18 protein-coding genes, 1 tRNA gene and 1 pseudogene are annotated in these 18,182 nt (G+C 45.1%); 6 read left to right on the top strand and 14 right to left on the bottom strand.

What is annotated here, in order from left to right; all coding sequences use genetic code 11:
* From ABS362_RS19100 to purL, 9 genes are all read right to left on the bottom strand, one after another.
* Positions 1 to 1,157, bottom strand: a 1,157-nt coding sequence (locus tag ABS362_RS19100; protein WP_350414594.1) for an MFS transporter, incomplete at its 3' end; no start/stop codon positions are given.
* A gap of 144 nt (positions 1,158 to 1,301) precedes the next feature.
* Positions 1,302 to 2,378, bottom strand: a complete 1,077-nt coding sequence (locus ABS362_RS19095) for an acyltransferase family protein (RefSeq protein WP_350414592.1) — start codon at positions 2,376 to 2,378, stop codon at positions 1,302 to 1,304.
* A gap of 16 nt (positions 2,379 to 2,394) precedes the next feature.
* Positions 2,395 to 2,958 (bottom strand): aminoacyl-tRNA hydrolase, encoded by a 564-nt coding sequence (gene pth, locus ABS362_RS19090; protein WP_350414596.1) that lies wholly within the window; start codon positions 2,956 to 2,958, stop codon positions 2,395 to 2,397.
* Between the two features lie 255 nt (positions 2,959 to 3,213).
* Positions 3,214 to 3,804 (bottom strand): 50S ribosomal protein L25/general stress protein Ctc, encoded by a 591-nt coding sequence (locus ABS362_RS19085; RefSeq protein WP_350414591.1) that lies wholly within the window; start codon positions 3,802 to 3,804, stop codon positions 3,214 to 3,216.
* A 231-nt stretch (positions 3,805 to 4,035) separates the two neighbouring features.
* Positions 4,036 to 4,965 (bottom strand): ribose-phosphate pyrophosphokinase, encoded by a 930-nt coding sequence (locus tag ABS362_RS19080; protein ID WP_350414589.1) that lies wholly within the window; start codon positions 4,963 to 4,965, stop codon positions 4,036 to 4,038.
* A gap of 210 nt (positions 4,966 to 5,175) precedes the next feature.
* The gene (locus ABS362_RS19075) at positions 5,176 to 5,658 is read right to left on the bottom strand and encodes a glutathione peroxidase (protein WP_350414587.1); all 483 of its coding nucleotides are present in this window, start codon (positions 5,656 to 5,658) and stop codon (positions 5,176 to 5,178) included.
* Between the two features lie 63 nt (positions 5,659 to 5,721).
* A complete protein-coding gene (locus tag ABS362_RS19070) occupies positions 5,722 to 6,210 on the bottom strand; it encodes an SRPBCC family protein (RefSeq protein WP_350414585.1) in 489 nt (162 codons plus the stop codon).
* A 109-nt stretch (positions 6,211 to 6,319) separates the two neighbouring features.
* Positions 6,320 to 6,392 (bottom strand) — tRNA-Gln (locus tag ABS362_RS19065).
* A 107-nt stretch (positions 6,393 to 6,499) separates the two neighbouring features.
* A complete protein-coding gene (gene purL / locus ABS362_RS19060) occupies positions 6,500 to 8,716 on the bottom strand; it encodes a phosphoribosylformylglycinamidine synthase subunit PurL (protein ID WP_350414584.1) in 2,217 nt (738 codons plus the stop codon).
* 194 nt (positions 8,717 to 8,910) lie between these two features.
* Here purL and ABS362_RS19055 point away from each other — a divergent pair, with 194 nt between their 5' ends.
* The 4 genes from ABS362_RS19055 (at position 8,911) to atpC (ending at position 11,755) form a co-directional block, all read left to right on the top strand.
* A complete protein-coding gene (locus ABS362_RS19055) occupies positions 8,911 to 9,141 on the top strand; it encodes a hypothetical protein (protein WP_350414583.1) in 231 nt (76 codons plus the stop codon).
* An 82-nt stretch (positions 9,142 to 9,223) separates the two neighbouring features.
* On the top strand, positions 9,224 to 9,733 hold the full coding sequence (locus ABS362_RS19050) for a hypothetical protein (protein ID WP_350414582.1): 510 nt from the start codon (positions 9,224 to 9,226) through the stop codon (positions 9,731 to 9,733).
* A 196-nt stretch (positions 9,734 to 9,929) separates the two neighbouring features.
* Complete coding sequence (gene atpD, locus ABS362_RS19045; protein ID WP_350414580.1) at positions 9,930 to 11,435, top strand: F0F1 ATP synthase subunit beta; 1,506 nt, start codon at positions 9,930 to 9,932, stop codon at positions 11,433 to 11,435.
* A gap of 74 nt (positions 11,436 to 11,509) precedes the next feature.
* Positions 11,510 to 11,755, top strand: a complete 246-nt coding sequence (gene atpC / locus ABS362_RS19040; RefSeq protein ID WP_162347094.1) for an ATP synthase F1 subunit epsilon — start codon at positions 11,510 to 11,512, stop codon at positions 11,753 to 11,755.
* A gap of 96 nt (positions 11,756 to 11,851) precedes the next feature.
* Here the strand turns inward: atpC and ABS362_RS19035 are convergent, their stop codons facing one another.
* A complete protein-coding gene (locus tag ABS362_RS19035; RefSeq protein WP_350414578.1) occupies positions 11,852 to 12,457 on the bottom strand; it encodes a hypothetical protein in 606 nt (201 codons plus the stop codon).
* Positions 12,458 to 12,531: 74 nt separating this feature from the next.
* Here ABS362_RS19035 and ABS362_RS19030 point away from each other — a divergent pair, with 74 nt between their 5' ends.
* On the top strand, positions 12,532 to 13,662 hold the full coding sequence (locus ABS362_RS19030; protein ID WP_350414577.1) for a trans-sulfuration enzyme family protein: 1,131 nt from the start codon (positions 12,532 to 12,534) through the stop codon (positions 13,660 to 13,662).
* A gap of 9 nt (positions 13,663 to 13,671) precedes the next feature.
* On the opposite strand, the gene ABS362_RS19025 is transcribed toward ABS362_RS19030, so the two are convergent.
* Positions 13,672 to 14,808, bottom strand: a complete 1,137-nt coding sequence (locus tag ABS362_RS19025) for an aminotransferase class I/II-fold pyridoxal phosphate-dependent enzyme (protein WP_350414575.1) — start codon at positions 14,806 to 14,808, stop codon at positions 13,672 to 13,674.
* Between the two features lie 340 nt (positions 14,809 to 15,148).
* Here ABS362_RS19025 and ispE point away from each other — a divergent pair, with 340 nt between their 5' ends.
* Positions 15,149 to 15,958, top strand: a complete 810-nt coding sequence (gene ispE / locus ABS362_RS19020; RefSeq protein ID WP_350414573.1) for a 4-(cytidine 5'-diphospho)-2-C-methyl-D-erythritol kinase — start codon at positions 15,149 to 15,151, stop codon at positions 15,956 to 15,958.
* Here ispE and ABS362_RS19015 read toward each other — a convergent pair.
* The 3 genes and pseudogenes from ABS362_RS19015 to tgt all read right to left on the bottom strand — a co-directional run.
* Positions 15,914 to 16,855: a DMT family transporter gene (locus ABS362_RS19015; protein WP_350414572.1), complete on the bottom strand. Its 942-nt coding sequence runs from the start codon at positions 16,853 to 16,855 to the stop codon at positions 15,914 to 15,916. The two genes, ispE and ABS362_RS19015, sit on opposite strands and share 45 nt — an antisense overlap.
* A complete protein-coding gene (locus ABS362_RS19010) occupies positions 16,855 to 17,931 on the bottom strand; it encodes an LptF/LptG family permease (RefSeq protein WP_350414570.1) in 1,077 nt (358 codons plus the stop codon). The genes ABS362_RS19015 and ABS362_RS19010 overlap by 1 nt, the downstream gene beginning before the upstream one ends.
* 90 nt (positions 17,932 to 18,021) lie before the next feature.
* A pseudogene (tgt, locus tag ABS362_RS19005) lies at positions 18,022 to 18,182 on the bottom strand (tRNA guanosine(34) transglycosylase Tgt); the annotation flags it as partial.

The following is an 18,182-nucleotide window of genomic DNA, read 5'->3' as shown; positions in this document are numbered from 1 at the left end:
ACTATAGCCAGTCCACCGCAAGCCCACCACAGCATATCGAAACTATAGGCTGCAATTATGCTGGTGCCCAGGTAGGGTGATAATACGTGTGCGGCGGCATAAGAAATGGTGTAAAGTCCCATGTATGCACCGCGGTTATCGATGTTTGAGCGTTCTACGGTTATAGTTGACATAAAAGGCATCGCCAGAATCTCGGAAATACTCAGCAACACCATCGACACAAATAGCACACCTACTTGCGGAAACAGGTTAAGCAGCACAAACGAGAACCCAAGCATCAATAACCCACTCGCTACCAATACGGATTTCTTAGCTTGCTCGCCCAGCAGGTACACCACGATCATCTCCAGCAAAAAAACGATCATTCCGTTAAGCGCCATCAGCAGACCAATGCGGGCTTCTGATAAACTATGGACCTGTTTATAGTAGAGCGGCAGGGTGGCAAATAACTGGAAGAAAATGATAGCAAATAAACTGCACAGGATCACAAAAAGGATGAACCACTTATCTCGGTAAGGCGACTGCACAGCCGGAGAGTCGGTGGTAGTTTTTGCCTTAACCGGCCGGTGCCCTTGCTGCGCCCTGAAGTACACAAAAAAGAAAATGCCGGCTGCTATACAGGTTACGCCATCGGCAATAAAAAGCCATTTATACGACAGCGCAGCCACCAAACCACCTACTGCCGGACCAATGGAAAAGCCCAGGTTTATGGCCATCCTGTTAAGTGAGAAAGCGCGGGTAATATTTTCGGGCCTGGCATAATAAGCGATAGAAGCAGCGTTGGCCGGGCGAAGCATATCGTTTACCAGGCTCAGGATAAAAACGCCGGCCGCCATGTACTCGAACTGCCTTAGGTTGAGAAGTAAAAAATACAGGCTGCCACCTAACACCAGGCTGACAAACTGTATCTTAAAATGGCCAATCTTATCGGTAAGCCAGCCACCCAGAAAAGCACCACACACTGCTCCCAACCCATAAATGCTAAGAATTGCGCCTGTCTGTTTTAAACTATAGTTAAGCTCCGAGGTAAGGTAAACTCCCAGGAAAGGAATAACCATGGCCCCGCTCCTGTTTATCAGCATCACCACCGACATCATCCAGGTTTGCCGGGAGAGGCCACCAAAGGCATTGCGGTATAGTTGAAGAACCCGTTTCATAGTTCAGGGGTGGGTGTGTGTTAATGCGAAATATAGATATAAGCTGGGAAATCAGGAATAAAATAAAAGTAGAGCAACAGGTTAATTTAGGGAAGATGTATAAGCGCCAATAAAGCTATAGTTGGTTTATTGGCGGCAGGATATTTACGCCTCTAAACGGGCTGTTATCGTTTTACTCACCTTCTGCCCAAGTTTTATAAAGTATTGTTCGTAATACCGGTACACAAGTTGGCTGAGGATGACAGTTGTAACTATAGCTACAACAATAGTAACCCAGGGAGAGAAGTTGAATTGTTTAGCAGCAAACTTAACTACTTTATAAACCAGCGGGTGCAACAGGTAAAGCGCATAACTGATCTCGCCCAACGTGTGTAGGGGCACATGCAGCACCTTCGGAAAGGTAACAGGCAGCTTGTACATGGCAAAACAAACAGCCAGGCAGGTAGCTGAAAAAATGAAGCGATTCCAGTCGGTTACAAGGGTTACCGTATTGCCTGAAGCGGGGTAAACTATAAACATTACTATACCTGCCAGCAGCAGTGCAACCAAAGGTAAAGTTGGCAACCTCCTGTACTTTGTAAAATACCCAATGGCCACACCACCCAGAAACAGGAAGATCTGGTTAAACGGGTTCACATAATCGCGCCACTGCCTGGCAAGCGGAACGGCATCGTTTATACTATAAAAAGCAAAGTAAGCGCCCAACCCAACTATAAGCAGGCAAACTATAGCAAAAGCCACCCGGCTATGCCTGGCCGAAAACAGGAACAACGGGAAGAACAGGTAAAACACCAGCTCGTTACCAATAGACCAAACACCAACCCCAATCGGTTCATCCCAGCTCACAAAACCAAACAACCCGGTAAAATTGAGTAAAATGCGGTCCCAGTCGCGGAGCGTGGGGTCGATAATGAGGTATACCGGCATAATAAGCCAGAGCAGCGGGAAGAGCCTGAAAACGCGTTTCAGGTAAAAATCTGTGAGCGGTGCTTTGTGGGGTTGCAGCCGTGCCTCGTATACATGGTACAATGTAAGGCCACTCAGTACATAAAAGATAGCAACACCATACAAGCCAATTCGCCCCCAGAAACTCTCAGCCTCCATGTGGCCCAGCGTCCAGCTCTGGAAGTGGTACAGCAAAATACCAAAAGCCGCCAGCCCCCGAACGTAGTCAAGGGAGGTTACTCTGCCTGGCGCTTGTTTTACATGCTGTACCGTCATTTAAATCTATAATTGCTTACTTGGTGTTGAACTGGTTCATGGTGCGCTCCAGCCCGATGGTGCCAAAAGAGATCACAGCATCTGCTGATTTTTCAATCAATGTCTGAAGCTCGGCCTGCTCGTCGTTACTGAAATTGCTTAGCACATAATCTACCTGCTTGCCTTTATGGAACGCATCGCCAACTCCAAAGCGAAGGCGTGGATAGTTGTTGTTGCCAAGCGTTTGCTCTATATGTTTTAAGCCGTTATGTCCGCCGGCGCTGCCTTTCATCCGGATGCGTAGTGTACCGAAAGGCAAAGCAAGATCATCTGTTATTACAAGCATTTGCTCAGGCGTAAGCTTTAGCGAGTTAAGCCAGTGGCTAACTGCTTTGCCGCTCAGGTTCATGTAAGTAGTAGGTTTTACCAGTACAAATGTCCGGCCTTTTGTTTTTATCTCGGTCACAAACGAGTGGCGACTTACATCAAACTTTGCATCGTGTTTTTTGGCCAGGTGGTCAAGCACCATAAAGCCGATGTTGTGCCGCGTTTTGGCGTATTCCGGTCCTATATTTCCCAGGCCAACTATAAGGTATTTCATGCTTGTATCTTCGGGTGGGGCAGGAGCTTTGGGTGCCAGGCCCAGCCATAGTTTTATAGTTTTAATCGTTGAGTTACTCAAGTTGTTAATTGTTAAATTGTTAAAGGTTAAATCAAATAGCACTTTTTGCCAAACTCAACCATCTAACAATGCAGCAATTTAGCCATTTAACAATTAAACCTTTTATCAGAAACAAAAAATCCTGCCCTGCTTGCGGCAGGACAGGATCTTGTACTATAAAATAGTGTTTGCTGCTTATTTCTTGCCGCCGCGAGCTTCTTCCATCTGAGCACTCTTAAGAGCACGTGGAATAGTTACTGTAGCAACCGGAGCAAGTGCGTTTGTAAGGATCTCGTAGTTACCACCTGTGTTGATCTTACTAACTTTGATAGACTTACCAAGTTCCAGTTCAGAAATATCAACTTCGATATAATCTGGAAGGTTAGCTGGAAGAGCTTTTACTTTAAGCTTACGCAGCTTAGTTACCAGCTTACCACCAACAATTACACCTGGAGAAGTACCAACCATTTTAACCGGAATTTCCATTTTCACTGGCTTGTCATCCTGTAGTTCCAGGAAGTCAACGTGTAACAGCATTTCGTTAACCGGGTGGAACTGTACATCCTGCATGATAGCTCTGTAGTGTGTTCCTTCAATATTCAGGTCTACTTCGTATACTTCCGGAGAATAAACTAAGTCTCTGAACAGGATAGCTGGTGCGTAGAAGTGAATTTGCTCAGCGCCGCCATATAATACACCTGGTACATAAGACTCATTACGCAGCTCTTTCGTCTGCGATTTGCCGAGATTTGCTCTTTTAAACCCTATAATCTCTAAAGTTTTCATAAAAATGAATTTGTTAAAATTTTTCGAGCCACAAAGGTAGGTTTTTTTTAATTGCTGATTGTTAATTGTTGATTGTTTTTTCTTGAAACATACAACCTGCTCTATATCAGAGCTCTCATCCGTTTTGCAAGCTGTCTTTTATTTGAATTGATGGCGGCTAAAAAGACAAATGGCTGAATTGTTGAAAGAGAGATTCAACAATTCAGCCATTTAGCCTTTAACAATCTGTAATTATATAAACAGCGAGCTGATAGACTCGTGTGTTACTACGTTGTTGATTGCACGGGCAAACAGTTCAGCGAAAGAAAGCACCTTAATTTTAGAAGACTCCTGCTTAAGCGGAATGGTATCAGAAACTACGATCTCTTCCAGCACAGAATTTTCGATGCGCTCGTAAGCCGGGCCCGAAAGTACTGGGTGTGTAGCGATAGCGCGAACCGTTCTGGCACCTTTTTCTTTTAGTAGCTCGGCTGCTTTGGTTATAGTTCCGGCAGTGTCTACCATGTCATCTACCAGTACTACATCCAGGCCTTCTACGTTACCAATTACCTGCATCGAGGCGATCTCATTTGCGCGAACCCTGTGCTTATCGCACACTACCATTTCCGCTCCGAAATTCTTGGCAAAAGCTCTTGTTCTTACCACACCACCAACGTCCGGAGATGCGAAAATCAGGCTTGAGCCCAGGTTCAGGCTGCGCAGGTAAGGCACAAAGATGGCTGATCCATCCAGATGATCGACCGGGATATCGAAGAAACCCTGGATCTGGCCTGCATGCAGGTCGCAGGTCATCAGGCGGTCGGCGCCGCAGGCCTGTACGGCATTTGCCAGCACTTTGGCGCCTATCGATACGCGAGGCTTGTCTTTTCTGTCCTGGCGGGCATAGCCGTAGTAGGGCATTACCACAATTACTTTATGTGCTGAAGCACGCTTGGCAGCATCTACCAGCAGCATCAGTTCCATCAGGTTATCGGCAGGCGGAAAAGTGGAGAGTACTATAAATACTTCGGCACCACGCACAGACTCGTTGTAGTGTACGCCAATTTCGCCATCACTGAAACGGGAAATAGTTAAGTCGCCTAATTGCGTGCCGTAAGCAGTTGCAATTTTTTCAGCTAAGTAGCGCGAAGCGGAGCCGGAGAATATCTTTACGAGGGGCATAGTTTTGCTTAATGCTAAATGAAGGATTCAGGTTAAGGTTATTATGCCTGCAAAGCTACGAAATAACTTGTTAGCGACGGCTGATTATACAGATAAATTGTGAGGTAAATGATTATAGTTTACCACACTATACAATTACTTTGGTGTAAGTATAACTTATACTTCAGCATTGCAGAACTGCAAACTATACTTCAGAAAGGAAACTATAACTTAAAGTATAGTTTCGAGGTACTTCTCTATCTTTTCGGGTTTGGTGGTAGGCGAGAAGCGCTTTAAAGGTTTGCCATCTTTCCCAACTAAGAACTTCGTGAAATTCCACTTTACACGGCCTGTACCCAATAAGCCTTTTAGTTCGCTTTTCAGGTACTTAAATACAGGGTGAGCATTTTTGCCGTTAACGTCAACTTTGGCAAACATCGGGAACGTTACGCCATAGTTTATAACACAGCCTTCAGCAATCGATTTTTCGTCTCCGGGCTCCTGGTTGCCAAACTGGTTACACGGGAAACCAAGTATAACCAGGCCTTTATCCTGGTACTTATGGTAAAGATTTTCCAACCCTTCAAATTGTGGTGTAAGCCCGCACTGCGAAGCCGTATTTACGACCAGCACCGCCTTGCCAGCAAACTGGTCCATGGTTACTTCTTTACCCTGTAGCGTTTTAGCGGATAGGTTATAAAAGGGCTGATTCATCTTTATTGTTCTGGTTTTATACTGCAACACAAATTTACCGAACCAATTATGTGTAGTTTATTACTATTCCTGAACTATAGCTGGTATAATTTCCTGCCATTTCCCGAACTCAGCATAACTTTTAATTACCCGGTTTCTCTCTAACAGTAATTTGTGCAAGTATGTTTTCAGAAATAACCTGTCGGCTACCCTGCCCAATATGCCTAACGGTGAAGTATAATCGAAGATATCGGTAATTATAGTTTGGTTGTTCTGCTGCTTAAAGTGGTGTTCGTGCCTGAACCTTGCAAAAGCACCTTTTACCATTTCATCTACAAAATAAGCAGGCCGGTTGTATTCGGTTATTTTACTGGTGAGGTGTTGCCAGATACCAAAATGTTTTGCTTTCCAGGTTACTGTTTCGTTTAAATCTATCAGGCCTGATGTTACGCCGGCAACTGCCTGTTCGCCGGTGTGTTTTGTGGAGATGGTGTGCAGGTCTATACTTCTGGAAAGGTCAAAGCACAGTTCGGGTGTTGCGTTAACTATAGTAGTGATGGTTATAGTTGGCATATGAGGTTGTTAGTGCTTACCCGCAGATTTTATAGTTAGGTGTAAAGGTAAACTATAGTTTTGAAGTAAAACAAAAAAGCCCTTAGATCAGATCTAAGGGCTTTTTAAGTTGTCCGACCAGGTTTCGAACCTGGACTCTTCTGAACCAAAATCAGACGTGTTGCCAGTTACACCATCGGACAGAGTACCTACTAGATTTCAGGGTGGAAGCCCCTTCGTCGTTCAGTGATGCAAAGATAGACAGACGATTTTAAACTGCAAACATTTGCTTCAAAAAAAATCTAAAAATTTAGTCTAAAATCTGCTCCAGCGCTGTGTCGTAGTGCTTTTTGGCTACCGTAATTCCATGGTATAGTTCACCATCAATGTGGCAGTCGTGGGCAGTTACAACGCCTAATTCCGTGACATTCATGCCTTTATTTTTAAGCGCCTGCTCAAAATCAACCTGCTGTTCCGGCGAAACCGAAACAACTACGCGGCTCTGGCTTTCGCCAAATAAAAATGCATCTTTTCTGAAATTTCTGTCAGTTTCTATATCAAAGCCCAGTTCATTCGGCATCGCAGACTCCAGCAAGGTAATGTATAAACCACCATCAGCTACATCGTGCGCCGACTTAATAAGCTTCTGCTCGATCACTTCTTTTATAGTTTCCTGCAGCTTCAGCTCGGTCTCCATCTCAAAATGTGGGGCAGGTGATAACTTAACGTTGTGGTAAGAATACAGGTACTCCGAAGAAGCGATGTCGTTCTGTGCCTCACCAACCATATAAATAATGTCACCAGCGTTCTGGAAAGCCAGGGTCATTTTATTATTCTTATCTTCCAGTATGCCCAGCATGCCTATAGTTGGCGTCGGGAACACTGGGCCTTCGTCCGATGACTGGTTATAGAAACTTACGTTACCACCCGTTACCGGCGTACCAAGAGCAGTGCAGGCTTTGCCCATACCTTTAATAGCACCTACAAAATGCCAGTATACTTCCGGCACGTACGGGTTACCAAAGTTCAGACAGTTGGTAATAGCTACCGGCTCGGCGCCAGAGCAAACTATATTACGGGCAGCTTCAGCTACTGCAATCGATGTTCCTTTTTCCGGGTCGGCGTACACGTAGCGGCTGTTGCAATCTACCGTTACGGCTATTGATTTGTTTGTACCTTTTACTTTAACTATAGCTGCATCCGATGGCGCATTTGTAGTCATAGTGGCAGTACCAACCATAGAGTCGTACTGGCGGTAAACCCAGCGCTTGGAGGCAATATTAGGGTGCGTAGCTAAAAACTCGGCTACAGCCTGGTAATCCTCCGGTTCCTCTATCTGGTCTATGTTGAATTTCTTTGATTCGGCAAAGTAAGCCGGCTCGCGGTACTCTCTGTGGTAAACCGGGGCGCCGCCACCTAACACAAGGTCGTTGGCAGGTACTTCAGCTACTAATTTACCATCCTGGTAATAGCGTAACTGCCCGCCTTCGGTAACAACACCAATCTGCTCGCAGTACAGGTCCCATTTATCGCAGATGTCTTTAATAGTTTGCTCATAGCCTTTTTTCATAACTATAAGCATGCGTTCCTGGCTTTCTGAAAGCAGTATCTCGAACGGAACCATGTTTGCTTGGCGGGTAGGTACTTTATCCAGCCAGATGTCCATGCCGTGCTCGCCTTTGGCACTCATTTCGGAAGTAGAGCAGGTAATACCGGCAGCGCCCATATCCTGCATGCCAATTACGTGGCCCGACTGAATGATCTCCAGCGTAGCTTCCAGTAAAAGTTTTTCCTGGAACGGATCGCCTACCTGAACAGATGGGAGGTCTTTGGCAGAATCTTCGTTAATATCTTTAGATGCAAAGGCAGCGCCGTGTATACCGTCTTTACCAGTGGCTGAACCAACTATAAATACAGGGTTACCAACACCGTACGATGTAGCAGAAGCAGTTTCGCCTACCTTAACTATACCTGCCGAGAAAGCATTTACAAGTGGGTTGATGTTGTAGCATTCGTCAAAGAATAGCTCGCCTCCAACAGTAGGTATACCAAAGGCATTGCCATAGTGGCTGATGCCTTTAACTACACCACGTAGCAAACCCTTTGTTTTTTCGGAATGCGGGTTGCCGAAGCGGAGGGAGTTAAGCTGCGCGATAGGGCGGGCACCCATTGTAAAAATATCCCTGTTTATTCCACCCACACCGGTTGCTGCGCCCTGATAAGGCTCGATGGCAGATGGGTGATTATGCGATTCGATCTTGAAGCTGCAGGCATAACCGTCGCCGATGTCAACAAGGCCGGCATTTTCTTCGCCGGCTTTGGCCAGCATGCGAGGCGAGTCTTTTGGCAGCGTTTTCAGCCAAACGATAGAGTTCTTGTAAGAGCAGTGCTCCGACCACATTACGGAGAAGATACTTAACTCGGTAAAATTGGGTGTGCGGCCCAGAATCTGCTTTATCTTTTCAAATTCTTCTTCCAGAAGGCCAAGCTTCTGGGCAGTTTCTACTGTTGTCAGTTGATTTTCCACGTTTTGTCTGGCTTTAGTAACGGATTAGCAAAAGTAGGAACTTCTGCTTTAAGAGCACAGCAGATTTAAGGATTTTATAGTTTGTCTTTTATGAACTATAGTTGCTACCAAAAAAAATCCGGATTAATTTAAGTGTAGTGTCACCAACTGCTAGCAGTTGCGTAAAGAAGGAACTCCCTTATCCTTATTTTATTATGCCAACTACAACATCTAACCGCGAACTGATCACTACAACCTGTGGCCGTCAGTTAGACCTAAGTACGACAGAGCTGGTAATAGAACGCTCTAACAGCCTGTTCAGCTACAATATACACAAGCTTACATCGGGTGAGTATGTGATAGCTGAGAAGTTTTATGCCAACCCGTTTAACAACAGGTATATCCTGCTTAACGATGACCAGATAGAACTGCTGAGGCACCTTTAATAAATAAGGCAAAAACTATTGGTAGTCGTACCCGGAAAGCTTATATTTATAGTTATAAATTTTCAACGTAAATTCTACCATTATGAGCTGTGTTTACATTCTCTCTTTTTTGCTGCTGGTCGGTGCGGGAGCAGGTCCGGCAACTATAGACACTAACATTAACGTGGATACTGCCATGGGCAGTGCGCTTTCTATGCAGCCCCAGGATACCTTGCTGCAGGCATCTAAAACAGAGAAGAAAAAGAAAAAGAGAGCCACGAAGAGGGTAGAGACCAAATCCTCGAAGGTAATAATGAAGCGCAATATTGAGCGTGTTATGCTTTCAAAAAAAGCGGACCAGGGCAACCATGTGGAGATCGTGGTGATGGAGTCGGGGATGCCGTTGCGCAACCTGGATAACCTGCAGATGATCGGCAGCAGCGGTAGCACTGTATCTACAAGCAACTACCAGGGTTTCGAAAATATTTCGCTTCCTTTTGAAGGCTATGTGAAATACAGCTCCAGAAATAAAATGGGCACCGTAGTGTACGACCGCGAAGTTCGGTTTATAATGAACGACCCGGGCAAATTTGTGCTTCGCATCGATCAGTAACTAAACCTACGCATTTTTAACACAGCTCCCCGGCTATAAAAAGTGGTTGCCGGGGAGCTGTGTTTTGTTTTAACTATAGTATGATACTGAATAAGTTAAAAGTTTTTGATGTGTTATATGGTTTTAAGAGATTTATGCATTAGTTTTGCACCCTGAAATAGCTCCGTTTTAATAGTTAATCAATATAAAAAGTCAAATGGCGAATATTGGCAGAATTACCCAGGTTATCGGTCCGGTTGTGGACGTTAGCTTTGCGGGTGAAAACGCAAAACTACCAAATATCCTCGATGCGCTTGAGGTAATAAAAGAAAGCGGCCAGCGCATCGTGCTGGAAGTACAACAGCACCTAGGCGAAGACCGTGTACGTACCATTGCGATGGACTCTACGGAAGGTTTGACCCGTGGCGCACAGGTTAATGACCTTGGTGGCCCGATTACTATGCCAACCGGCAATGCTATTAATGGCCGTCTGTTCAACGTGATCGGCGAAGCAATTGATGGTATTCCGCAGCCCGCTACTACTACGCGTCTGCCAATTCACCGTGCGGCGCCACTTTTCGAAGAACTTGCAACTTCTTCTGAGATCCTTTACACTGGTATCAAAGTAATCGACCTGTTAGCCCCTTATGTAAAAGGTGGTAAAATTGGTTTGTTCGGTGGTGCCGGGGTAGGTAAAACAGTACTTATCATGGAGCTGGTAAACAACATTGCAAAGGCTTACTCTGGTCTTTCTGTGTTTGCCGGTGTTGGTGAGCGTACCCGTGAAGGAAATGACCTGCTTCGTGAATTCCTTGAGTCAGACATTATCCGTTACGGTGCAGAATTTAAGCACTCTATGGAAGAAGGCGGATGGGATCTGACGAAAGTTGACATGGCTGAACTTGAGAAATCTCAGGCGACGCTGGTGTTTGGTCAGATGAATGAGCCTCCTGGGGCGCGTGCTCGTGTTGCCTTGTCTGGTCTTACTGTAGCTGAAAACTTCCGTGACGGTGATGGTACTGGTGCAGGTCGCGATATCCTTTTCTTTATCGACAATATCTTCCGCTTTACGCAGGCAGGTTCTGAGGTGTCGGCTCTTCTTGGTCGTATGCCATCAGCGGTAGGTTACCAGCCAACGCTGGCAACTGAAATGGGTGCCATGCAGGAGCGTATCACGTCTACTAAGCGTGGTTCTATTACATCTGTACAGGCGGTTTACGTACCTGCGGATGACTTAACTGACCCTGCTCCAGCGACGACTTTCGCTCACTTGGATGCAACTACAGTACTTTCGCGTAAAATTGCTGAGCTTGGTATCTACCCTGCGGTGGATCCTCTGGACTCTACTTCACGTATCCTGTCTGCTGATGTTCTTGGTGAAGACCACTACGGTACAGCACAGCGCGTTAAGGAAATTCTTCAGCGTTACAAAGAACTTCAGGATATCATCGCCATCCTTGGTATGGACGAACTTTCTGATGAAGATAAGCTGGTTGTATCAAGAGCGCGTCGTGTTCAGCGTTTCTTATCTCAGCCATTCCACGTAGCTGAGCAGTTTACAGGTCTTGCTGGTGTATTGGTTGATATCAAAGACACTATCAGAGGCTTTAACGAGATCATGGACGGTAAGTATGACCACCTTCCTGAGGCTGCCTTCAACCTTGTAGGTACAATTGAAGATGCAGTAGCCAAAGGTGAGAAGCTGATGGCCGAAGCAAAATAAATTCAAGAAACAGTTATCAGTGATCAGTTAGCAATTTCTGATCACTGGTAAATGTTAACTGATAACTGAACAAGATGTATTTAGAGATAATCACACCAGATAAAAAGGTTTTTGCCGGTGAGGTAGATGCAGCCCAGTTTCCGGGAGCTAATGGCTCTTTTGAAGTTCTGAACCTGCACGCCCCCCTTATCAGCACCATGGAAAGAGGCAGAATCCGGGTAACTACCAAAAAAGGACAGGAGTTCTTTACCGTGGATGGCGGTGTGGTAGAAGTACTGAATAACAAGATTATTGTACTTGCCGAATCTGTGATCGAATAACGAGATCTATCTACAATATCAAAAACGCCTTCTGTTCTTTATGAGCAGAAGGCGTTTTTTGTTTTGAAATTAGATAGAGTTATGCTCACATTAAGCTTATTTGGTGCTTTGCATCTTAGCCAATAATATTTTAAACTCTTTTTTTGTTAATACAATTGTATTTTCATCTGGTAGGGGACTGGTGTAACCTAAGTGACTAAAGGTCTTGTTTTTTAGTCTAAAAATTTTCCTATAGCTAAATGATTTATCGTTGTAGCTATAATTAGATTCTAATCTGTAGTTTACAATTTCTGAACTAAAATAATCAAGTTCATTCGTAGGGCCTAACATATCAAATTCAATTATTTTGGTTGTATGAATATTGTTATCAGTATTGACTGAATCCATCCACCATTGTTCAAATTTGCTCCCACTAAACTTTGTTAATCCCCAGGTCTTCTCTATTAGTGGTATTCCTTCACTCTCCCTTACTTTATTATAGTTCTTTCCATAATTATTATTCCAAGGAAAAAGATCTACAATAGTATTGAAAACTAATGAAATAAGAACCGTAGCAATTGCAATAGAAAAGCATCCTATGCCTATATTTTTAAGTGTTTTGACAAAATCATTTTTGTTTTGACGATAGTCAAAGTAATATCCAATCCCAATAAAGGCGATAGGTAAAAGTAGAATGATCGCAAATGTTATAAGAGAGGTCACAGGTAAATTCGTTAGAAAATCAATCTAATATATACAATTCCTGCTTAACTTAAAGCTCGATTTAGACCTGACTTATGCCACACATAAAACCGAAAGCCACACCTATTTTCCAAACCTCAGTTTTCACGTTTGATGACCTGAACGAACTGGAACTATACTTCGAACAGCCGGGGCAGCGCTATATGTATTCTCGTTATGCCAACCCAAACTCTGATGAGCTGGCAAACGAAGTAAATAAGCTGGAAGGTGGCGTAGGAGCTATAGTTACCTCGTCGGGTATGTCGGCGATACTTACAGCTATACTAGCCATTTGCAAAGCCGGCGACCATGTGCTGTGTGCAGAAGAGATATATGGCGGCTCAGCGGCACTGCTTACCCAGGAGCTGAGTAGGATAGGTATAGAAGTAACTTATGTGCCATCGGAGGCAACCTATAGTTTTGATGAGCTGGTAAAACCCAATACGCGCTTGTTCCTGGCTGAGACCATGAGCAACCCACTGCTGATGGTATTTGATATAAAACGCTTGGCCACAGAAACCCATAAGCATAACATAAAGCTGGTGATCGACAATACGTTTGCGACGCCTATAGTTACCAAACCCCTAGGACTGGGTGCCGATATTGTGATTCATAGTGTTACCAAGTACTTATCGGGGCACAGCGATGTAACAGCCGGTGTGGTGATATGTATGGCAGAAGAAGACCTGCAGCGCGTTCAGAAAGTGATGTTGACCTACGGGCTTAACCTGAGTCCTTTTGAAAGCTGGCTGGCAGCACGCGGCCTGAAAACCCTGCGTCTGCGCATGAAGCAACATTGCACCAATGCCCAAACTATAGCTGAGTTTCTGCAGGGGCATCCAAAAGTAGAACAGGTCTGGTATCCGGGGCTGCATAAGCATCCACAGCATCAGCTGGCAAAAGAGCAGGGGAGTGGTTTGTATGGCGGTATGCTAAGCTTCAGGATAAAAGATGATAAGGAAGCAGTTAACAGGTTTATGCAAGGGTTAAAGCATATTCCGTTCGCGCCTTCGCTGGCAGGTGTAAGCACATCTATCTCTTATCCGCTGGGTACCTCGCACCGCGCATTAACTCCTGAGCAACAACAGAAAATAGGTATTACAGCCGGTGTTATCCGCTTATCGGTTGGCATAGAGGAAGATGAAGAATTACTGACTGACCTGGTGAGAGGTTTAGCTAAAATATAGTTTGAGTAACTATAAAAGTATTTGCTTCAGGGCTTTCACTACTTTTTCCAGTTCTTCTTCGGTAAGGCTGCTGCTGCTTGGCAAACTTAAGCCGCGCTCAAAAAGCTGGTCGCTGGTTCCGTTGCCAAAGTAGGCGCAATCGGCAAACAAGGGTTGCTGGTGCATAGGCTTTAAAAGCCGCCTGGTTTCTATGTTCTCGGTTTCCAGTTCTAGGCGTATCTGCTCCGGGCTAAAACCTTCCGGCAAAAGTATAGTTGTCAGCCAGCGGTTGGCAAAGCATGCCTTTGGCTCTGTCACAAACTCAAGTCCTTCAATCTCGCTTAACTGGGCTTTATAGTAACTATAGATCTCGCGGCGCTGCTTCACGCGCTTTTCGAGTACCTCCAGCTGCCCGCGGCCAATACCTGCATTTATGTTGCTCAGCATATAGTTGTGACCCATTTGGGAGTGCAGGTAATAAGGGGCAGGTTCTTTGGCCTGATTTGCCAGGAAAGCAGCTTGTTTTGCCAGTTCTTCATCAGCCGTTATAATCGCCCCGCCACCCGATGTAGTGATGATCTTATTCCCGTTAAAAGAGAAAACACCAATTTTACCAAACGTACCCACCTGGTGACCGCTGTACCTCGAGCCGAGCGCCTCGGCAGCGTCTTCCAATACAGGTATTTCATACCGGTCAGCCACTTCCATGATCTCCTTCATTTTGGCAGGCATACCATAGATATGCACCACTAAAATGCAGGCTGGCTTTTTGCCCCGCGCTATGCCGGCATTTATGGCCTGATCCAGCAACTCGGGATCCATGTTCCAGGTTTCGGGTTCGCTGTCTACAAAAACAGGAGTGGCGCCAACATATAAAATAGGGTTTGCAGAAGCTACAAATGTAAACGTAGAACAGATCACTTCGTCGCCGGGCTTTACGCCTAACACCCGGAGCCCTAAATGCAGAGCTGCAGTGCCGGAGCTTAACGCAACAGCATGCTGGGCGTTGGTATGCTGGCAGATGTCGTGTTCAAAGCCGGGTATGTTTGGGCCAACTGTTGTTACCCAGTTATCTTCCAGGGCTTTCTGCACATAGTTGCGCTCATGTCCGCCCATGTGTGGTACCGACAAAAAAATGCGTCCTGGTCTGTAATTTAATTGTGTCATCTGGGTTATTGGCAGTTAACTGCTATACAAGTAAGCAAAAATCTTTTGAAGAACATACTGGAAATTAGCCTGCAGAACGTAAAAAATGCACTATAGTATCCCAACGGTTATACTTCAATTTATTGTAAGCTTATAACCGAAATTATTAGTGCTGAAATTATAATTCTGGAAGGCAGTTACGTACTGTATGCCCGTGCAGCTAAACATTACGTATTTATATTTCAGGATGTTTGGCTTTATCTCTATGTTTTAATATTTACATAGTTTAATTAAAAACAGGGCCGGCCAGCTACCTACAAACTTCAATATTTACTTACTTGCAGTAATTATACTTTTTAAGATGCTTGATTTCCCGAACGCAAAGATAAATTTAGGTTTACAGATCGTCGAAAAACGGCCTGATGGGTTTCATAACCTGGAGTCGTGTTTTTACCCGGTGCAATGGTGCGATGCTTTAGAGATACTGCCTGCCGGTAAGAATACCTTCACCATGAGCGGCTTGCCTGTGCCCGGCGACCCTGAAACCAACCTTTGCCTGAAAGCTTACAAGCTACTCGAGAAAACCTATAACCTGCCTCCTGTGCACATGCACCTGCACAAAGTTATCCCGATGGGAGCGGGGCTGGGTGGTGGTTCTGCCGATGCTGCCTTTGCACTACGCATCCTGAACAAACTCTTCAAGCTTGAACTAACTATAGAGGAGCTGCAAAACTATGCCCGCATGCTGGGTAGCGATTGTGCTTTTTTTGTAGAAAATAAACCGGTTATTGCCGTAGAGCGTGGCGATGTTTTTATGCCTGCCCTCCTGAACCTGAGCGGTTATAGTTGTGTCATAGTATATCCTGGCCTGCATATTACCACTGCAGAAGCCTACGCCGGTGTTACGCCCGAAAAGCCAACCTGTACCATGGAAATGGTCCTGAAGCAGGATATCAAACTATGGAAAGATATTATGCACAATGATTTTGAGAAATCGCTTTTCCCGAAATACCCTGAACTGGCAAACTTAAAAGCAAACCTGTACGAAGCAGGAGCAGTGTATGCTTCCATGACAGGCTCCGGCTCTGCGGTGTATGGTATTTTTGAAAGTGATGCTCCGGCTAACCTAATCTTTCCGAAAAATTACCTCCTCTGGAAAGGCCTTCTGTAATTTCCTGCGACGCTCTGCCACCGTATTGATGACCGGGTAAATAAATACGCTTAGCAGAATAATTCCTGCCCCGACATAAAACTCAGGAGAAAGCTGGCTGCTCTCGTTAAAAATAAAGATAGCCAGTATAATGCCGTAAACAGGCTCCAGGTTCACAGTAAGGTTCATCGTAAACGCCGAAATGCGCTGCATTAATCTTACACCTGCAGTATAAGCATACACCGTACAGGCCAGTATAAGCACAGCCAGGTACACCCAATCCATCGGTATCAGGTTAAAGTTAAGCTGGTTGCCTTCTGCAAAGTACATGGTATACACCGGGAAGAAGAGTACCGTACCCAGGAAAGCCCCACCCATTTCGTAGCAGGTTATAGTTGTAGACGGTATCTTTTTAACCAGATTGGCATTGATGATTGTGAAGATAGATGCCAGTAGTGCCGACCCGATGGCCATACTGAGACCCAGGACACTGTTAAAATCCGTTTCGTTTCGGAAAATAATGTACAGGCCAAATATGATGAGCAGGGCCAGGAAAACCTCGTAAGGCTTTATCTTTTTCTTTGTAAATAACGGCTCCAGGAATGCGGTCCAGAGGCTACAGGTTGCCAACCCGATCAGGCATATCGAAACCGAAGAAACCCGTGCAGCTGCAAAGAACAGGATCCAATGGGCAGCGATCAGGAAGCCGACTCCCAGCATTTTTAAACCGATAGACCTGCCCAACCAGAAAGGCGTGCGCGCTTTGTACATAATTGCCCACAGCGCTAGTGCCGTAATCAGTGTACGGATGGCTACTAACTCAACAGCCGGTATCGTTATAAGTTTGCCGAGTATAGCGGTAAAGCCCCACAGCAAAATAACAAAGTGCAGTTCAATAAAATCTCTTAAGCGAGGCATTAGCGCGGAATATAACGGTAAAGTAAAAAGCCGATCCCGGTGAAAACTATAGTTGGGATCCAGGCGGCAATATGTGGCGGAATATCTCCTACCTGTGCCAGGCTACGACTGGTGATAACGAATACTATAAAAACGAATGCCAGGAAGAACCCCAATGCTATCTGAACACCCACACCGCCACGGGCTTTGCGCGCACTAACTATAACCCCGATAACGGTAAGTATAACAATGGCAAACGGGTAACTGAAGCGCTCATATTTTTCTACCAGGTATAGTTCTATATCATCAGCGCCGCGCATTTTCTTTTCAGCGATCAGGTTGTTTAGTTCAGGCAGGGTAAGGGTTTGCTCTAATTTATAGGTACTTTCAAAATCCTTGGGCTGCATGTTCAGGGTAGTGTCCAGATCCTGCCCTTTATAGATCGTTTCTTTTTCGCCATCAAACGTGCGGAGCGTATAGTAGTCCATGTGCCATTTTCCGGCGGCTTCGTCCCAGGTTACACTGTTAGATGTGATCTTGCTTTTCAGGGTAGTGCCTACGATCTGCTCCAGGGCAAAGTTGTAGCCTATATGCGCACTGTTGTTGTAGCTCTCCATATACACATAAGCATCAGGCGCTATTTTGATATGGATGTTGCGGCTATCGTAAGTGTAAGGGCTTTTAACATATTTCACCTGGAAGGCCACACTCTTTTTATTAGCATTCGGTATAACCCACCCGATAAGACCAAAAATCAGCGCGCCGATTAGTGTAGCACCCACCACATACGGTACCAAGAGCCTCCTGAAGCTAATGCCGCTGCTCAGCATGGCCACAATTTCTGTATGCGACGCCAGCTTTGCCGTTACAAATACTGTAGCAATGAACACCGTTATCGGGCTTAGCATGTTGGCGTAGAACGGGATCAGGTTGATGTAGTAATCAAAGATGATCTCGGCTATAGGTACATTCTCCTGTATAAAGTCGTCGTTCTTTTCAGTAAAGTCGATAACCAGGATGATGGACACAAGTATCAGCACCGCGAAAACAAACGTGGTGAGAAACTTCTTTAATATGTACCAGTCGAGAATCTTCAAAGTTAAAAAGTTAGAATGTTAGAAAGTTAAAAAGTGGCGGGAGCAGAAAGAACAACTTTTTAACTTTCTAACTTCCAAACTTTCTAACTGTTAGAGTCTTGTCATTAATTTCTTTACCATTACGTCTTTCCATTCCCGGAAAGTGCCGTTTATAATTTGCTGGCGCGCTTGTTTTACCAACCATAAATAGAAGGTAAGGTTGTGCACGCTGGCAATCTGGCCGGCAAGGTATTCGGTGCTGTGTACCAGGT

It is taken from the genome of Pontibacter populi (assembly GCF_040278685.1).
GTDB classification, from domain to species: domain Bacteria; phylum Bacteroidota; class Bacteroidia; order Cytophagales; family Hymenobacteraceae; genus Pontibacter; species Pontibacter populi.
This window is presented reverse-complemented; position numbering and strand designations above follow the sequence as displayed.

Excerpts from the sequence above, each read along its gene's own strand:
- ABS362_RS19075 (WP_350414587.1), bottom strand. The coding sequence starts at position 5,658 with ATGAATCAGCCCTTTTATAACCTATCCGCTAAAACGCTACAGGGTAAA.
- pth (WP_350414596.1), bottom strand. The coding sequence starts at position 2,958 with ATGAAATACCTTATAGTTGGCCTGGGAAATATAGGACCGGAATACGCC.
- ABS362_RS19095 (WP_350414592.1), bottom strand. The coding sequence starts at position 2,378 with ATGACGGTACAGCATGTAAAACAAGCGCCAGGCAGAGTAACCTCCCTT.
- ABS362_RS19015 (WP_350414572.1), bottom strand. The coding sequence starts at position 16,855 with ATGCCTCGCTTAAGAGATTTTATTGAACTGCACTTTGTTATTTTGCTG.
- atpD (WP_350414580.1), top strand. The coding sequence starts at position 9,930 with ATGGCGAATATTGGCAGAATTACCCAGGTTATCGGTCCGGTTGTGGAC.
- ABS362_RS19025 (WP_350414575.1), bottom strand. The coding sequence starts at position 14,808 with ATGACACAATTAAATTACAGACCAGGACGCATTTTTTTGTCGGTACCA.
- ABS362_RS19055 (WP_350414583.1), top strand. The coding sequence starts at position 8,911 with ATGCCAACTACAACATCTAACCGCGAACTGATCACTACAACCTGTGGC.
- ABS362_RS19030 (WP_350414577.1), top strand. The coding sequence starts at position 12,532 with ATGCCACACATAAAACCGAAAGCCACACCTATTTTCCAAACCTCAGTT.
- ispE (WP_350414573.1), top strand. The coding sequence starts at position 15,149 with ATGCTTGATTTCCCGAACGCAAAGATAAATTTAGGTTTACAGATCGTC.
- atpC (WP_162347094.1), top strand. The coding sequence starts at position 11,510 with ATGTATTTAGAGATAATCACACCAGATAAAAAGGTTTTTGCCGGTGAG.
- ABS362_RS19085 (WP_350414591.1), bottom strand. The coding sequence starts at position 3,804 with ATGAAAACTTTAGAGATTATAGGGTTTAAAAGAGCAAATCTCGGCAAA.
- ABS362_RS19080 (WP_350414589.1), bottom strand. The coding sequence starts at position 4,965 with ATGCCCCTCGTAAAGATATTCTCCGGCTCCGCTTCGCGCTACTTAGCT.
- ABS362_RS19050 (WP_350414582.1), top strand. The coding sequence starts at position 9,224 with ATGAGCTGTGTTTACATTCTCTCTTTTTTGCTGCTGGTCGGTGCGGGA.
- ABS362_RS19070 (WP_350414585.1), bottom strand. The coding sequence starts at position 6,210 with ATGCCAACTATAACCATCACTACTATAGTTAACGCAACACCCGAACTG.